Consider the following 14,553-nt stretch of genomic DNA (forward strand, 5'->3'; position numbering starts at 1 on the left):
GTTATTCATTGATGTTCAAATCCCATTGATTCCGAACGGCATTGCTACCCACGGTAACCATCAGGGTAGCCTTGCCCTGAGTCTGGATAGAATCGAGTGGCACAACCACCTCGCCCACCTGCTGGATGGTGTCGAGCGGCACATCGCCATTAGCCACCAAGCCGCCAGCCAGCACCTTACCCGACTCGTCGGCCAGATAATAGCTGGTACGCACACCCTGCAGATTGCCATACATGGCGTTATACACATAAACGGGCACACGAAGCGTATCGGTAGCAGCTACCGATTGTGGGAGTTTGGCCAAAGGCACGATGGCACGACAGAACTGGTTAAACTGGCGCAAGGGTGCCTTATCGGTATCGTCCCAACGTCCATGCAGCACACCACTGAAATCGTTCTGGCGATCGCAGATGCCCGTCAGCAGGTAATGAACGCTATCGCCACTAAGCAGCACACGCTCAATACCTTGTTTGTAAGCCTGCATATCAGGACCTGCAACGACGCACTGATTAAGCGTAACAGGGGCAAGCACACGATCGTTATACACATAGGTATCCTGCCCCAGCGTTACCAGCACCAACGACGGATGATGGCCGTAAGTATCCGTCAGGCGGTTCATATCAGCCACACTGGTTGCCTCAGGCTGCAGATACATACCCACCTTATCGGCCGCCTTAAAAGCAGCATCGGGCGGGCAATAGCCACGAAAACGCACGTGGTTTAGTCCGTAGTCGCTCAAGCGTTGCATGATATGCATCCACGTAGCCTCGTCCATCGGCATGCGGCCCCAGAGGGGGAAATAATCATCCATCACGCAGCCACGCAGATAAACAGGATGGCGGTTCAGGTACAGCTTACCATCTACCACCCCCGCCTCGCGCATACCAAAGGTGTACTCCTGATAATCGGCACCAACACCCAGAGCCAGGCGGAAAACGTTTGGATGGAACTCGTCCCACAGGCGATTATCATCCATCACCAGCGCATCGTACTTCATGTAGCTTCCACGCACCTCGCGCTCATCTACAAAAAACTTAGCGGTATCAACACCCTCGCGCTGAATCATCGTCTGCACATCGTAAAAGCCGAAATCGGGCGACTGCCCGCTTAGGGAGAGCTCTATACCCACCGTACCCATAAAGGGGCGCGGATGCGTACGTACCTTATTAATATATAAACGACGTGGTTGCGAACGCAGTTCGATGTTACCCATCACGCCGTGGGCATCGTGCCCAGCCACGCTCACCTCGATGGTATTGCGCTGCCCAGCTACAATATGTTCGGTAATATCTAACTGATGGGGATAATTAACCAAGGTATCACTGCCTGCCTCTACCCCGTTAACCTTAACGGCAGTAGCGCCTAACGGACGTTCGAGGAAAAGCACCACCCGGCACTTATCCCATTTCTGTGGTACATACACACTCTGGCGATACACGGCACCACTGTCGGCATACGCAGGTTGGAGCAACCTGACCACATCCTGCGCCGCGGCCTGTAAAGCAAGCACCAAGAACGCTATGGTAGATATAATCTGTTTCATGGGCGCAAATATACGGCTTTTTTCTGTACCAACAAAGAAAATACAAAGAAAAAAGGCAATTAGACTTGAAATCTAACTGCCTTCTTTGTAGCGGGACCCAGGATTGAACTGGGGACCTCATGATTATGAATCATGCGCTCTAACCAGCTGAGCTATCCCGCCATATTGCTGATTTGCGGGTGCAAAGGTACACATTTTTTTGGAACCACCAAAATTTTTCGGCAAAAAGTTTTGTATTTCACAGAAAATTTGTAATTTTGCCGCATAAAACAAGACTAAAATCAGTAATTCTAACCCAAAAACATATGGGAAAGCAGAAAATAGACATCGAATATCCACTGGCCACAACTTCGCCAGCAATCATCTGGGAACAGATTAGTAGCGCTCACGGTTTGGAGCGCTGGTTTGCCGACCACGTGAACGAAGAAGATGGAGTTTTTACCTTTACCTGGGGAGAGCCTTGGACAGAACAGGATGTGCGACAGGCACACATAGTTGACGCTATCAAGCACGACCACATTCGTTTAAAATGGGACTACGAGGACGAGGATGACGACGAATCATACTGGGAAATGAGCATACAGAAGAGCGACCTGACCCACAATCTGAACCTGGTGATTACAGATTTTGCCGACGATGACGATGTGGATGGACTGAAAATTCTGTGGGAGAGCTGCCTCGACCGTCTGCACCGTGCCAGCGGACTGTGAAAAAGTGAAAAAGATAAAAATATTATAAATAAGGTGTGATTCTTAATTTTTATTTGTAATTTTGCAGCCAAAATTGCAAAATAGCAAATGTTTCGAATCAAGAAGCTAGATATATTTATAGCCAAGCAATTCGGCTTACTGTTCGTAGGAACGTTCTTCATCTGCCAGTTTGTGTTGATGATGCAGTTCCTGTGGCGCTACGTCGATGAGCTGATTGGTAAAGGTCTTTCGCTTGAGGTGATGGCCCAGTTCTTCTGGTACATGGGCTTAATGCTGATGCCTCAGGCATTCCCCCTGGCCATACTGTTGTCGTCACTCATTGCCTTTGGTAACTTAGGCGAGAGCTCGGAGCTTACAGCCATCAAGGCTGCAGGCATATCGCTCATGCAGGCATTCCGCTCGCTCATCATCATATCGGTGCTGATGGCAGGCATTTCGTTCTACTTCCAGAATGTGGTAGGTCCACGAGCCAATCAGGACTTCTACCGCTTGCTGTTGGGTATGAAGCAGAAGAGTCCTGAGCTCGAAATCCCCGAGGGTGTGTTCTACGACGGCATTCCAGGCTCGAACATCTACGTACAGAAGAAAGACCTGAACACAGGTATGCTGTACGGTATTATGATTTACCGCATGACAGGCAGCTACGAGGATCAGGCCATTATCCTGGCCGACTCGGGTATGATGCAGAGTACAGCCGAGAAGAAACACCTGCTGCTTACGCTGTATAACGGTGTGTGGAACGAGAACATGCGCTCGCAGGACCTGGCAGGTACTGCCGATGTACCCTACCGCCGCGAGACTTTTGTTACCAAGCGCATCGTGCTCGACTTTGACAACAACTTCAGCATGGCCGATATCAACGATATTGCCGGCGATGCCCGTGCCAAGAGCTTAGGAAAGATTATGCACGATAAGGACTCGCTGCAGGAGTTTAACGACAGCGTGGGCCGATCGTACTACGAAGATGCCAAGCGGTTCTACTTCAGAGCCAACGAGGTATCGGCCAGCGACTCTGTGAAGATATCAAAGCTGGTAGCCGAGAACAACACATCGCTCGACTCGATGTTCACGAAACTGAACGACGGCAAGAAGAAATCGGTTCTGCAGACAGCTATCAACAGTGCTCAGTCGTGCGCCACCGACCTGGAGATGAAAGGCGCCTATGCCAACAGTCTGCATCGCTACTTCCGCACACACCAGATTCAGGCCATCCTCAAGTTCACGCTGGCGCTCACCTGTATTATCTTCTTCTTTATCGGAGCTCCATTGGGCGCCATCATCCGCAAGGGTGGATTGGGCGTACCAGTCATCATATCGGTACTGGTATTCATTGTATACTACATCCTGGATAGTACCGGACAGAAGATGGCACGCGACGACCAGTGGACCGTGTGGTACGGTATGACGATATCAACCGTGGTGCTGACACCTATCGCCTGCTTCTTTACCTACAAGGCTAATAACGATTCGGTGGTATTCAACGTCGACATGTACAAGCAGGTGTTTATGCGCATTCTGGGATTGCGCACCCATCGCCACATCTATCGCAAGGAGGTGATTATCGAGGATCCTATCTACGCACTCGACTCGTACCACCTGCTGCAGATCAGCGAGCAGATCAAGCAGTACAGCGAGGAGCACAAGCTGCTGCATCTGCCCAACCCCATCCACGTATTCTTCCGTCCTGGCGACGACCAGACCATCGAGAAGATTGTGGGTCAGCTGGAAGATGTTATCGACGACTTGGCCAACACCAAGGACGCACAGATATTGGGCTACCTGAACCACTACCCCGTAGTGGCCACCCATGCCCACACCCGTCCGTTCCGCCGCAAGTGGCTCAACATTATTTCGGGTTTGATTCTGCCATTAGGCATATTCTTCTACTGTCGCATGTGCCGTTTCCGACTGCGTTTGCGTAAGGATCTGAACCGCATTCTCGAAACCAACCAGTGGATACTTGAGCGCGTGGCCGTATATGCGGCACCAGCCCCAAAAACCATGGAAGATTTGGAGAACATGCCATTTGTAGCCGAACTGGTGCGTGATTTTGAGAAAAAAGAACATAAGGATTAACTACTATATATATAAATAAGGTGTAAGAAAATGGAAGAGATGAAGTTGAACAGCATAGAAGAGGCCGTAAAGGACTTTGAGCAGGGCGAGTTCGTAATTGTAGTGGATGATGAAGACCGCGAGAACGAGGGCGACCTGATTATCGCTGCCGAGAAGATTACAGCAGAGAAAGTGAACTTCATGTTGAAACATGCACGTGGCGTGCTCTGCGCTCCCATCACCATTGAGCGATGCAAGGAGCTCGACCTGCCACATCAGGTGCAGGACAACACCTCGGTTCTGGGCACACCCTTTACCGTTACAGTCGACAAGCTGGAGGGTTGCACCACAGGTGTAAGTGCCCACGACCGTGCAGAAACCATCAAGGCACTGGCCGACCCAACATCGAAGGCCGAGACATTCGGACGCCCAGGACATGTAAATCCTCTTTACGCCCAGGACAACGGTGTGCTGCGTCGTAGCGGACATACCGAAGCCGCCATCGACCTTTGTCGTATGGCAGGACTCTACCCTGCAGGCGCACTGATGGAGATCATGAACGAGGATGGCACCATGGCCCGTATGCCCGAGCTCATGACCTTTGCCAAACAGTGGAATCTGAAGATTATCAGCATTAAAGATATGATTGCCTACCGCCTGAAGAAGGAATCGCTGATTGAGGTAGGCGAAGAGGTGGACATGCCAACCGACTACGGACACTTCCGCCTGATTCCCTTCCGTCAGAAGAGCAACGGCCTGGAGCACATGGCGCTGATCAAGGGCGAATGGAAGGAAGACGAGCCTATCCTGGTACGCGTACACTCATCGTGCATGACTGGCGACATCCTGGGCAGCAAGCGCTGCGACTGTGGCGAGCAGCTGCACAAGGCCATGCAGGCCATCGAGAAAGAGGGCAAGGGTGTGGTTATCTACATGCAGCAGGAAGGTCGAGGAATCGGATTGATGAACAAGATTGCCGCCTACAAGCTTCAGGAAGAGGGGCTCGACACCGTAGATGCCAACTTGCACTTAGGCTTTAAGCCCGACGAGCGCGACTATGGTTGCGGCGCCCAGATGCTGCGCCACATCGGCGTACACAAGATGCGCTTGCTTACCAACAACCCCGTAAAACGCGTGGGTCTGGAGGCATACGGCCTTGAGATTATCGAGAACGTGCCCATCGAAGTAACTCCCAACCAGTACAATCTGCGTTATCTGGAGACCAAGAAGAACCGTATGGGACATACGCTCCACCTGAAATAACCCACAATTTGTCGCAATTTCAACCTAGAAAAGTGAAAAAGTGGCACATTTATTTCGTATTCAAAAATAAAATGCGTAATTTTGCACAAAATTTTTAATCATATGGCACAATTATCTAATCGTCTGCAGCGTCTGGCTCCATCGGCCACGCTGGCAATGTCTCAGAAAAGCTCCGAAATGAAGGCGCAAGGTATCGATGTTATTAACATGAGTGTTGGAGAACCCGACTTCAATACCCCCGACGCTATTAAGGAAGCTGCAAAGAAGGCAATAGACGACAACTTTTCACGTTACTCACCAGTACCTGGTTATCCCGATCTGCGCAAGGCTATCGTAGCTAAGCTTAAGAACGAGAACCAGCTCGACTATACTGTAAACGAGATTCTGGTAAGCAACGGTGCCAAGCAGAGCGTGTGCAACGCTGTAATGGCTCTGGTTAACGACGGCGAAGAGGTGATCATCCCTACCCCATACTGGGTAAGCTATCCCCAGATGGTACTGCTGGCTGGTGGTACACCAAAGTTCGTAGAGGCCGGTTTCGACCAGAACTTCAAGATGACTCCCGAGCAGCTCGAGGCAGCCATCACACCCAAAACACGCATGATTATCCTCTGCTCGCCCAGCAACCCTACAGGCAGCGTGTACAGCAAGGCTGAACTGAAGGCACTGGCAGATGTCATCCTGAAGCACGACGACCTGTTTGTGCTGGCAGATGAAATCTACGAGCATATCAACTATATCGGCAAGCACGAGAGTATCGCCCAGTTCCCTGGCATGAAGGAGCGCGCCATCATCGTAAACGGTGTATCAAAGGCGTATGCCATGACAGGATGGCGTATTGGCTACATTGCCGCCCCAGAATGGATTGTAAAGGGCTGTAACAAGCTGCAGGGCCAGTATACCAGTGGTCCATGCTCAGTAAGCCAGAAGGCCGCTGAGTTTGCTTACGTAGCCGACCAGCAGTGCGTAGAGGATATGCGACAGGCATTTGAGCGACGTCGTAACCTCATCGTTAAGCTGGCTAAAGACATCCCAGGTCTGGAGGTAAACGTGCCCGAGGGTGCCTTCTATCTGTTCCCCAAGTGCAGCAGTTTCTTTGGCAAGAGCGATGGCGAGACAACCATCAAAAACTCTACCGATTTTGCTATGTATTTGTTGGAAAAAGGTCACGTAGCAACCGTTGGTGGTGATGCGTTTGGAGACCCTGAATGCTTCAGAATGAGCTATGCATTGAGCGATGAAAACATCGTAGAAGCAATGAAGCGCATCAAAGAAGTGGTAGCAAAACTAAAATAAATCGGAATTTCATAGTTAAAATGTATTAATTAGGCTTGTATTCCGCTTTATTTTGCTACTTTTGCGAGGTGAAACAAATCTTTATTTATTTATAATAACTAAAAAATTAATTATTTTATGGCAACAACAACAAAGGCTGCAGCCCCAGCCAAAAAGAATTCGGGCTTTCCAGGTATTAAGGCTGCATGGATTATTCTCGTAGTTTGTGCATGTGCTGGTTATGGTGTATGGTACTTCGTAATGGGTGACCCCAACAACTTCGTTGGTGGTGATCGCAGCGGTCATCCTGCAAACCTGCTGGGTACTGTATATAAGGGAGGTTTCGTAGTAGGTCTGATCCTGACTCTTCTCTTCACCGTTATCTGCCTTGGTATCGAGCGTTTCTTCGCTATCAAGAGCGCTTCTGGTAAGATCAACCTTGCTAAGTTCACTGCTCAGGTTAAGGAGCTCATCAAGGCTCAGAAGTTCGACGAGGCTGACAAGCTTTGCGACAAGATGCAGGGTTCTGTAGCTAACGTAGTTAAGGCTTCTATCGCCGCTTATAAGGACGTTGAGGGTAACGACACTCTGAAGAAGGCTGCTAAGGTTGCAAAGATCCAGCAGGCTCACGAGGAGGCTACTCAGCTTGAGATGCCTACTCTGCAGATGAACCTCCCAATGGTTGCTACCATCGTATCTCTGGGTACTCTGACCGCTCTGTTCGGTACCGTACTTGGTATGATCGGATCATTCCAGGCTCTGTCTGCTGGTGGTGGTGCTGACTCTATGGCTCTGTCTGCAGGTATTTCTGAGGCTCTGGTTAACACAGCTTCTGGTATCTTGACATCATGGGTAGCTACCGTAGTTTACAACTTCTTCTCTAACAAGATCGACAAGCTGACATACGCTCTCGATGAGATTGGTTACACAATCGCCGCTACATACGATTCTAACCACAACGAGGCTTAATTTTTTACCATTCATTTATTAACGCATTAAAGCATTTAGAGAATGGCAAAAATTAAGATACAGAAAAAAGACATCTGGATTGACATGACGCCAATGTCAGACGTGATGACGCTGCTTCTGTGTTTCTTTATGTTGACTTCAACATTCTTGACACCAGAACCAGTTCAAGTCACAGCGCCTAATTCTGTGTCTGAGGTTAAGATACCAGAGCAGGATGTGCTCAACATTCTGGTAACTCCAGAGGGACGCATCTACTGTGGTACCGAAAACAAGAATAACATGCAGGCCATGTTGGAGACCATGACAGACAAGTTTGGTATCCAGCTGAACGCCAACCAGATCAAGCACTTCCGCGAGGATGCTATGGTTGGAGCTCCAATGGCTCAGCTTGGTAACTATCTGAACCTCGATACAGAAAAGATGGGTGAGGCAATCCAGAAGCTCGGTCTGCCGCTTGATAGTATCAACGGTGGTAAGAGCGAATTCCAGGAGTGGGTGGCAGCAGCCCGCGAGGCTAACCCCGACATCAAACTCGCCATCAAGTGCGATTCTAAGACTCCTTATGCTTCTATTAAGAAGTTGATGTCAGAGCTCCAGGATATGAGCGAGAACCGTTTCCAGCTGATCACGAATCTCGATGTTAAACGTTTAAACGACTAGTAGTATTATGGCAAAAAAGAATCTATCAAAGCAGAAAAAGATGGATACCCGCGTGAACTTCACGCCAATGGTAGACATGATGATGCTTCTTATCACCTTCTTCATGCTGTGTACTACACTGGCTAAGCCGCAGGCTATGCAGCTTACCATGCCGTCAAACGACGACACCAAGCAGATGAACGAAGAGGATAAGCAGGTAACAAAGGCTTCTCACACTATCACACTCTATCTGGGTGCTAACGATAAGGTTTGGTATGTAGCTGGTCTGCCCAACTACGACGATCCTTCATGCGTAAAGCCAACCAGCTATGGTAAGGATGGTATCGAGAAAGTTCTTAACGAGCACACTACTGAAGAGGGTGTTAACCCTGTAGCCAAGATTAAGATGGCTAAGAAAGAGCTCGATGCTAAGAAGAATGAGTACAACTCAAAGATGACCGACGAGCAGTATCAGGAGGCTCTGAAGAAGCTGAAGAAGGGTGAACTGCCCTCAGGCGAGAAGGTGCCTACTATGACCGTCATCATCCGTCCTCTCAACTCAGCTACCTATGAAAATATGGTTGCTGCGCTCGACGAGATGCTCATTAGCAATATTGATAAGTATGTGATTGACAATGTCGACAAGATGAGTGACGACGATAAGGCTCTCATCGAGAAGGCTGGCGTCAAGTAACCCCTAAAATGTAGAATAGACTATGGCAAAAATAGATCTTATTGACAACAGCTGGGTCGACCTCGTATTCGAAGGTAAGAACCAGGCATACGGAGCTTATCAATTGCGCAAGAGCACAGGTACACGTAACCTGAAGGCACTGATCACTATGTTCGTTGGTTTTGCTATCATCGCAGCCATCGTCATCGCTAAGGTGTCTTTCGATAATTACATGGCCGCTCGTAACGCTGCTATCGAAACCGACGTAGAGCTCGCCAGTCTGGCTGAGAAGAAGGAGGCTAAGGTAGAGCGCAAAGATGAGCCCGAAGTTGAGAAAATTGAGGTAGAGAAGGTAAAGAGCTCAGTAGCCTTCACCGTTCCTGAGATTAAGAAAGACTCTGAGGTTAAGGAAGACCAGGAGATGAAGTCACAGGAAGAACTTCAGGAAACTAACACTGCAATCGGTGCATTCGATGTAAAGGGTGACGACGATGCAGCTGGTGAGGTACTGAAGGTTAAGGAAACTATCGCAGAACCCGAGCCACCAAAGGTTGAAGAGACCAAGGTATTCGACGTGGTAGAGGAGATGCCTCAGTTCCCTGGTGGTAGCTCAGCTCTGTTCGAGTATCTGTCTAAGAATATCAAGTATCCAGTAGTAGCCGAGGAGAACGGTGTACAGGGTCGTGTAGTTGTAACCTTCGTTGTAGAGCGTGATGGTTCTATCACCGACGTTAAGGTTGTAAAGAGCGTTGACCCCTCACTCGACAAGGAGGCACAGCGCGTTGTTAAGTCAATGCCACACTGGATTCCTGGTAAGCAGAACGGTAGCGCAGTACGTGTAAAGTACACCGTACCTGTAACATTCCGCCTGCAGTAATGCTCAACAAAATTTGAAATGAACGCATTCAACAAAATATATCATTTAGTTGGATTAACACTGATATTAGGCTTGTTCCCTGGATGTGGGAACAAGCCTAATCCTGAAAAGGAGCAAGCATATCAGAAGGCAGCCAGCATACTGACGGCCGACGAAAGTTTCTTCCCCATCATCGATGAGGAACTCTATTATTTTACTAATCAGACTCTCGACTCTATCACACCCGTTTACATCAACGAGCAGGATGCAGTTAAGAAGCTGATGAAACAGGAAACATGGCTGGCATTCACCACACGCGACTTTACCAAGAAAGAGCGTCAGGACCTGATTGCCCAGAAGTTCCTGCCAAGAGCCATCCCCGTTGCTTACGACGGACTGGCCATTATCGTAAACAACTCGAACCCCGACTCATGCATTACCATTAAGGATTTTGCACGTATCCTGAAAGGCGAGATTACCAAGTGGGACGAGATTTACCCACAGAACAAGCTGGGAATCATCGATGTGGTATTCGACAATCCACTCTCGAGCACCGTTCGCTGGTGTGTTGACTCTATCCTTGGTGGCAAACAGTTTAAGGCCCCCAACATTGGAGCTGCCAAAACAAGTGCTGCCGTTATCGACTATGTTGAGAACCACCCCAACTCACTGGGTATTATCGGTTCGAACTGGCTGAACGACAAGCGCGACACCACCAACGTTACCTTTAAGAAGAATATAACAGTGATGGGCGTTTCAAAGCTCGACTCGGCAACGAAGCATAACAGCTGGAAGCCCTATCAGTACTATTTATATAATGGCAACTATCCCCTGCGCCGCACTATCTACGCTCTGCTGAACGATACCCGCAACGGTGTACCAAGCAGCTTTACCCACTTTGTACAGCTACCCAAGGGACAAAAGATTATTCTGCGCTACGGATTACTGCCACGCACAGCTAATATGAACGTTAGAGATGTAATAGTAAACAATAAATAATTTAAACCAAATTCTAATCAAAACGTCATAAAAGAGAGAACAGTAAACAGAATGTAGAACTTAAAAACAGAAATTATGAAAGCAATTAAATATCTAGTTATGGGTGCGTTGCTGACAGGTTTCAGCGCCACCGCTAATGCACAGGAAGCAGAGCTCAATGCAGCTCTCGACGGTATTAAGTCAAAGGCTCCCAATGTAGCCGAGTTAGCAAAAGCTGCCTACAAGAAGAACAAGAAGGACGCTGCTGCGCTGATCAAAATCGGTCAGGCCTTCTATGCTCAGAAGGACACAGCTAATGCCCGCTTGTTTGCCAACTACGCTAACGAAGCTGGTAAGCCTAAGTATCAGTTCGCTCCTGCCTATCTGCTGTTAGGCGACATCGAGTCGGCTTACGGAACAGATGGTGGTAAGGCTGCAGGTTACTACAACCAGGCTATCACTTTCGACCCAAAGAATCCTGAGGGTTACAAGAAGTGGGCTATGGTATATCGTAAGATCAGTCCAAGTCAGGCTGCCAAGAAGCTGCAGGAAATGAAGGCTCAGTGCCCCAACGAGGATGTTGACGCTATCACAGCTCACATCTACATGCTGGCTGGTGATGAGAAGCAGGCATACGAGAACTATGCAAAGGCTAACATCGGCAAGCTGGATAAGCTGGGACTGAACGAGTTTGTACGTGCCAGCTACTTCACTGGTCACTTCCAGGATGCACTCCGTGCTGCCGAGGCAGGAATCAAGCTCGAGCCACGTAACCCAACATTCAACCGTTTGGCTATGTTCTCAAACTACGAGCTGAAGAACTACGATGCAGCTAAGGCTTACATCCACAAGTACTTCTTCGAGACCGACAGTGCCAAGGTATCTGAGTACGACCACTTCTACACAGCTCTGATTTATCAGGCTCTGGAGGATAAGGCTAACATGTATGCTCACTACGACGAGGCTCTGAAGCTGGTTAACGATCAGTCGATGATTAAGCGCTGGGCTATCCTGAAGAGCGTATCTGACTCATATCTGAAGGACAAGGAGTTCGACAATGCCATCAAGTACTACGATCAGTACCTGGCATGCAAGCCCGATGTAAACTCTGACGATATGGAAGGTGTTGCAAAGATCTACTCTAAGTACGCTGACGAGGACGAGGCTCGCAAGGCTGAATTCATCAAGAAGGCTATTGCTGCATACCACGCTATGGCTGAGAAGTTCCCTGTACAGAGCACATACGCTGCTTACCAGTGCGCTACAATGAACAACAAGCTGGATAAGAACGGTGAGAAGGGTCTTGCTAAGCCCGACTACCAGAAGGTTGTAGAGCTGCTCGAGTCTAAGGCTGATCGCACTAAGGGCGAGGATATCATGCTGAAGTACAGCTTACACTACCTGATGTCGAATGCATTCCTGTATGGCAAGAACAAGGCTTTGGCTAAGGAGTATGCAAACAAAATTCTGGCAATCGACCCAGAGTATCCTGCTGCTAAGCAGATTCGTGATCTGAAGTAATTCTAGCACTACAATACAAAGAAAGAGGTGTTCAGCAATGGACATCTCTTTTTTTGTGATTATTTTCCAAGTTAGAAAATGGTGTTTTCTAAGTTAGAAAACATCGGTTTCCAATAAAGAAAACAGGTATTTCCTTATTGGAAACACCTGCTATACTTTCAATATGTCCTATCTTATTAGGGAAGGCTGATAGCCTCAGAGGGACAAACAGAAGCACAAGTACCACACTCTGTGCAGAGATCGGGGTTGATAGAATACTTCTCACCCTCAGAAATAGCCTCTACTGGGCACTCACCCTGACATGTACCGCAAGCGATGCAGTCGTCACCAATTACATATGCCATAATTCTTAATCAATTAAATTGTTAATACTGTTAATACTCACTTTTAATGATGCAAAGGTACGATAAAATTTTGTTCATACCAAACTTTAGGTAGAAAATTTAAGTAATTTATACACTGTCGAAATAAGATTTTATATAATAAGATGACCATTTTTGCGTTATTATATATGTATGAGACTCAGAATTCTATCCATCATAGCAGCACTCTGCATCGCCACAAGTTGTGTAGCCCAACGACGATACGTGATACAGCACAAGCCATATATCGACTTGCGCCCTATGCACTTTGGCATAGCAGTAGGTATGAACCTGCAAGATATTGAGTTTAAAACCGATGCTCCAATCGTGTGCGATGCCGATCGCTGGAATACCGGCTTCTCGGTAGGTGTACTGGCCGACATGCGCCTGTCCGACAATCTGAACCTGCGCATTGTGCCCACCATGCACTTTGGCGCCAAGCACCTGACCTTACTCAAGTTGGATGAGACAGACACCCATGGCAATCCAAGAACCGAAACACAGGACCTGAAGAATACCTATCTTTCGGTACCCATCGACCTGAAGTTCTCGGCCCAGCGATGGAACAACATCCGCCCTTACATACTAGCAGGCGTTAACGGTATGGTGAATCTAACCAACAAAAGTCAGGAGATAGTACAACTGCAGCGTACCGACCTGATGCTGGAGGTTGGCTTGGGATGCGATCTGTATCTGCCATTCTTCAAACTGGCACCAGAGTTAAAGTTCTGCTATGGCTTAGGTAACAGAATCGACAAAAGTCACGTGGCCGATATCAAGGACGACTATAAAAAAACGTATGCCAACTCTATCAAGAGCGGGCATACGAAGATGATTGTATTAACGTTCTACTTTGAATAAGCTTACTTCTCGAACGTAAGCACCATTTTACCGATAAACACGCCATGCTTACCGTTCTGGTCGTCAGGAATCTGCTTGCCAGTCTTATCAGGTGCGTACTCCAATGTAGGCATGTAAGTGTGGGTATGTCCACCCAGCACCAAGTCGAGTCCCTGTACCTCACTCATGAACTTATGATCGGGATACTCAGAAATCGCCCAGCCTAAGTGTGAGAGACAGATAACCACATCGCACTTCTCGCGACGGCGCAGGATATCGATATACTTCTTCGATGTCTCAATAGGATCGAGGAACTTTACGCCTTCGCAGTTCTTATTAGCCACCAGTCCCTTCATAGGAGCACCCAGGGCATATACGCCAATCTTCAGGCCATTACGCTTCAGGGTGATATAATCCTTTACCAAGCCTTCGCAAGGTGTACCTGTAAAGTCGTAGTTCGAACAAACCACAGGGAAATTAGCCATACGGAACAACTTAGCCATATTCTCCAATCCAAAATCAAACTCATGATTACCGATGGTAACAGCATCGTAACCCATCTGATTCATCAAGCCAATCTCAACCTCGCCCTTGAAGAGAGTATAGAAGCCAGAGCCCTGCGAGAAATCACCTGAGTCGAAGAACAGCAGATCAGGATGCTGACGACGCTCTTCCTTAATCATATTAATACGACGTATAAAGCCACCGCGACCAGCCAGATCCTTATTTTCAAGATTCTCGTTAAGCGGCATGATGCACGAGTGGGTATCGTTGGTATGCAGCACTACAAGCTGCTTCTTGGTTTTAGCGCTGGCTGAAACAACAGCCAGGAGCGCAACCATTATAATAAGATGAAATTTACGCATAGC

The 14,553-nt window shown here is 48.2% G+C and carries 14 protein-coding genes and 1 tRNA gene; 11 read left to right on the forward strand and 4 right to left on the reverse strand.

Annotation, left to right across the window (positions count from 1 at the left end; all coding sequences use genetic code 11):
• Window position 1: 1 nt before the first annotated feature.
• Together T500_RS0106725 and T500_RS0106730 are read right to left on the reverse strand one after the other, a co-directional pair.
• Window positions 2-1,543, reverse strand: a complete 1,542-nt coding sequence (locus T500_RS0106725) for a hypothetical protein (RefSeq protein WP_028907472.1) — start codon at window positions 1,541-1,543, stop codon at window positions 2-4.
• Window positions 1,544-1,631: 88 nt separating this feature from the next.
• Window positions 1,632-1,705: transfer RNA gene (locus T500_RS0106730), tRNA-Met, on the reverse strand.
• A 143-nt stretch (window positions 1,706-1,848) separates the two neighbouring features.
• Between T500_RS0106730 and T500_RS0106735 the strand changes: the two genes are divergently transcribed.
• The 10 genes from T500_RS0106735 to T500_RS0106780 all read left to right on the forward strand — a co-directional run bounded on the left by T500_RS0106735 (window position 1,849) and on the right by T500_RS0106780 (window position 12,482).
• Window positions 1,849-2,253 (forward strand): START-like domain-containing protein, encoded by a 405-nt coding sequence (locus T500_RS0106735; protein ID WP_028907473.1) that lies wholly within the window; start codon window positions 1,849-1,851, stop codon window positions 2,251-2,253.
• A gap of 87 nt (window positions 2,254-2,340) precedes the next feature.
• Window positions 2,341-4,329: an LptF/LptG family permease gene (locus tag T500_RS15375; RefSeq protein WP_036908697.1), complete on the forward strand. Its 1,989-nt coding sequence runs from the start codon at window positions 2,341-2,343 to the stop codon at window positions 4,327-4,329.
• A 30-nt stretch (window positions 4,330-4,359) separates the two neighbouring features.
• Window positions 4,360-5,571: a bifunctional 3,4-dihydroxy-2-butanone-4-phosphate synthase/GTP cyclohydrolase II gene (locus T500_RS0106745; protein WP_028907474.1), complete on the forward strand. Its 1,212-nt coding sequence runs from the start codon at window positions 4,360-4,362 to the stop codon at window positions 5,569-5,571.
• 102 nt (window positions 5,572-5,673) lie between these two features.
• Entirely contained in the window at window positions 5,674-6,867 is a 1,194-nt protein-coding gene (locus T500_RS0106750) for a pyridoxal phosphate-dependent aminotransferase (protein ID WP_028907475.1), read from the forward strand.
• Window positions 6,868-6,984: 117 nt separating this feature from the next.
• Complete coding sequence (locus T500_RS0106755; protein WP_028907476.1) at window positions 6,985-7,815, forward strand: MotA/TolQ/ExbB proton channel family protein; 831 nt, start codon at window positions 6,985-6,987, stop codon at window positions 7,813-7,815.
• Between the two features lie 42 nt (window positions 7,816-7,857).
• Window positions 7,858-8,475 carry an ExbD/TolR family protein gene (locus T500_RS0106760; RefSeq protein WP_028907477.1) on the forward strand — a complete coding sequence of 206 codons (618 nt, stop codon included), beginning with the start codon at window positions 7,858-7,860 and terminating at the stop codon, window positions 8,473-8,475.
• Between the two features lie 7 nt (window positions 8,476-8,482).
• Window positions 8,483-9,148, forward strand: coding sequence for an ExbD/TolR family protein (locus T500_RS0106765; protein ID WP_013064302.1), 666 nt, complete (start codon window positions 8,483-8,485; stop codon window positions 9,146-9,148).
• Between the two features lie 22 nt (window positions 9,149-9,170).
• Window positions 9,171-10,004: an energy transducer TonB gene (locus T500_RS0106770; protein ID WP_028907478.1), complete on the forward strand. Its 834-nt coding sequence runs from the start codon at window positions 9,171-9,173 to the stop codon at window positions 10,002-10,004.
• A gap of 18 nt (window positions 10,005-10,022) precedes the next feature.
• Window positions 10,023-10,982, forward strand: a complete 960-nt coding sequence (locus T500_RS0106775) for a PstS family phosphate ABC transporter substrate-binding protein (RefSeq protein ID WP_028907479.1) — start codon at window positions 10,023-10,025, stop codon at window positions 10,980-10,982.
• A 75-nt stretch (window positions 10,983-11,057) separates the two neighbouring features.
• Window positions 11,058-12,482 carry a tetratricopeptide repeat protein gene (locus T500_RS0106780; RefSeq protein WP_155267465.1) on the forward strand — a complete coding sequence of 475 codons (1,425 nt, stop codon included), beginning with the start codon at window positions 11,058-11,060 and terminating at the stop codon, window positions 12,480-12,482.
• A 176-nt stretch (window positions 12,483-12,658) separates the two neighbouring features.
• On the opposite strand, the gene T500_RS15380 is transcribed toward T500_RS0106780, so the two are convergent.
• Window positions 12,659-12,826, reverse strand: coding sequence for a 4Fe-4S binding protein (locus T500_RS15380; protein ID WP_013065171.1), 168 nt, complete (start codon window positions 12,824-12,826; stop codon window positions 12,659-12,661).
• 171 nt (window positions 12,827-12,997) lie between these two features.
• Here T500_RS15380 and T500_RS0106785 point away from each other — a divergent pair, with 171 nt between their 5' ends.
• Window positions 12,998-13,705 carry a porin family protein gene (locus tag T500_RS0106785; protein ID WP_028907481.1) on the forward strand — a complete coding sequence of 236 codons (708 nt, stop codon included), beginning with the start codon at window positions 12,998-13,000 and terminating at the stop codon, window positions 13,703-13,705.
• Window positions 13,706-13,707: 2 nt separating this feature from the next.
• Here the strand turns inward: T500_RS0106785 and T500_RS0106790 are convergent, their stop codons facing one another.
• Window positions 13,708-14,550 carry a bifunctional metallophosphatase/5'-nucleotidase gene (locus tag T500_RS0106790; RefSeq protein WP_028907482.1) on the reverse strand — a complete coding sequence of 281 codons (843 nt, stop codon included), beginning with the start codon at window positions 14,548-14,550 and terminating at the stop codon, window positions 13,708-13,710.
• Between the last annotated feature and the right edge of the window lie 3 nt (window positions 14,551-14,553).

Source organism: Xylanibacter ruminicola Ga6B6 (assembly GCF_000687715.1).
In the GTDB taxonomy this organism is placed as follows: domain Bacteria; phylum Bacteroidota; class Bacteroidia; order Bacteroidales; family Bacteroidaceae; genus Prevotella; species Prevotella ruminicola_B.

Bases quoted from the DNA above. Each gene is read 5' to 3' on its own strand.
- T500_RS15375 (WP_036908697.1), top strand. From the start codon at position 2,341: ATGTTTCGAATCAAGAAGCTAGATATATTTATAGCCAAGCAATTCGGC.
- T500_RS0106750 (WP_028907475.1), top strand. From the start codon at position 5,674: ATGGCACAATTATCTAATCGTCTGCAGCGTCTGGCTCCATCGGCCACG.
- T500_RS0106780 (WP_155267465.1), top strand. From the start codon at position 11,058: ATGAAAGCAATTAAATATCTAGTTATGGGTGCGTTGCTGACAGGTTTC.
- T500_RS0106785 (WP_028907481.1), top strand. From the start codon at position 12,998: ATGAGACTCAGAATTCTATCCATCATAGCAGCACTCTGCATCGCCACA.
- T500_RS0106735 (WP_028907473.1), top strand. From the start codon at position 1,849: ATGGGAAAGCAGAAAATAGACATCGAATATCCACTGGCCACAACTTCG.
- T500_RS0106760 (WP_028907477.1), top strand. From the start codon at position 7,858: ATGGCAAAAATTAAGATACAGAAAAAAGACATCTGGATTGACATGACG.
- T500_RS0106755 (WP_028907476.1), top strand. From the start codon at position 6,985: ATGGCAACAACAACAAAGGCTGCAGCCCCAGCCAAAAAGAATTCGGGC.
- T500_RS0106765 (WP_013064302.1), top strand. From the start codon at position 8,483: ATGGCAAAAAAGAATCTATCAAAGCAGAAAAAGATGGATACCCGCGTG.
- T500_RS0106745 (WP_028907474.1), top strand. From the start codon at position 4,360: ATGGAAGAGATGAAGTTGAACAGCATAGAAGAGGCCGTAAAGGACTTT.
- T500_RS0106770 (WP_028907478.1), top strand. From the start codon at position 9,171: ATGGCAAAAATAGATCTTATTGACAACAGCTGGGTCGACCTCGTATTC.
- T500_RS0106725 (WP_028907472.1), bottom strand. From the start codon at position 1,543: ATGAAACAGATTATATCTACCATAGCGTTCTTGGTGCTTGCTTTACAG.
- T500_RS0106775 (WP_028907479.1), top strand. From the start codon at position 10,023: ATGAACGCATTCAACAAAATATATCATTTAGTTGGATTAACACTGATA.
- T500_RS0106790 (WP_028907482.1), bottom strand. From the start codon at position 14,550: ATGCGTAAATTTCATCTTATTATAATGGTTGCGCTCCTGGCTGTTGTT.
- T500_RS15380 (WP_013065171.1), bottom strand. From the start codon at position 12,826: ATGGCATATGTAATTGGTGACGACTGCATCGCTTGCGGTACATGTCAG.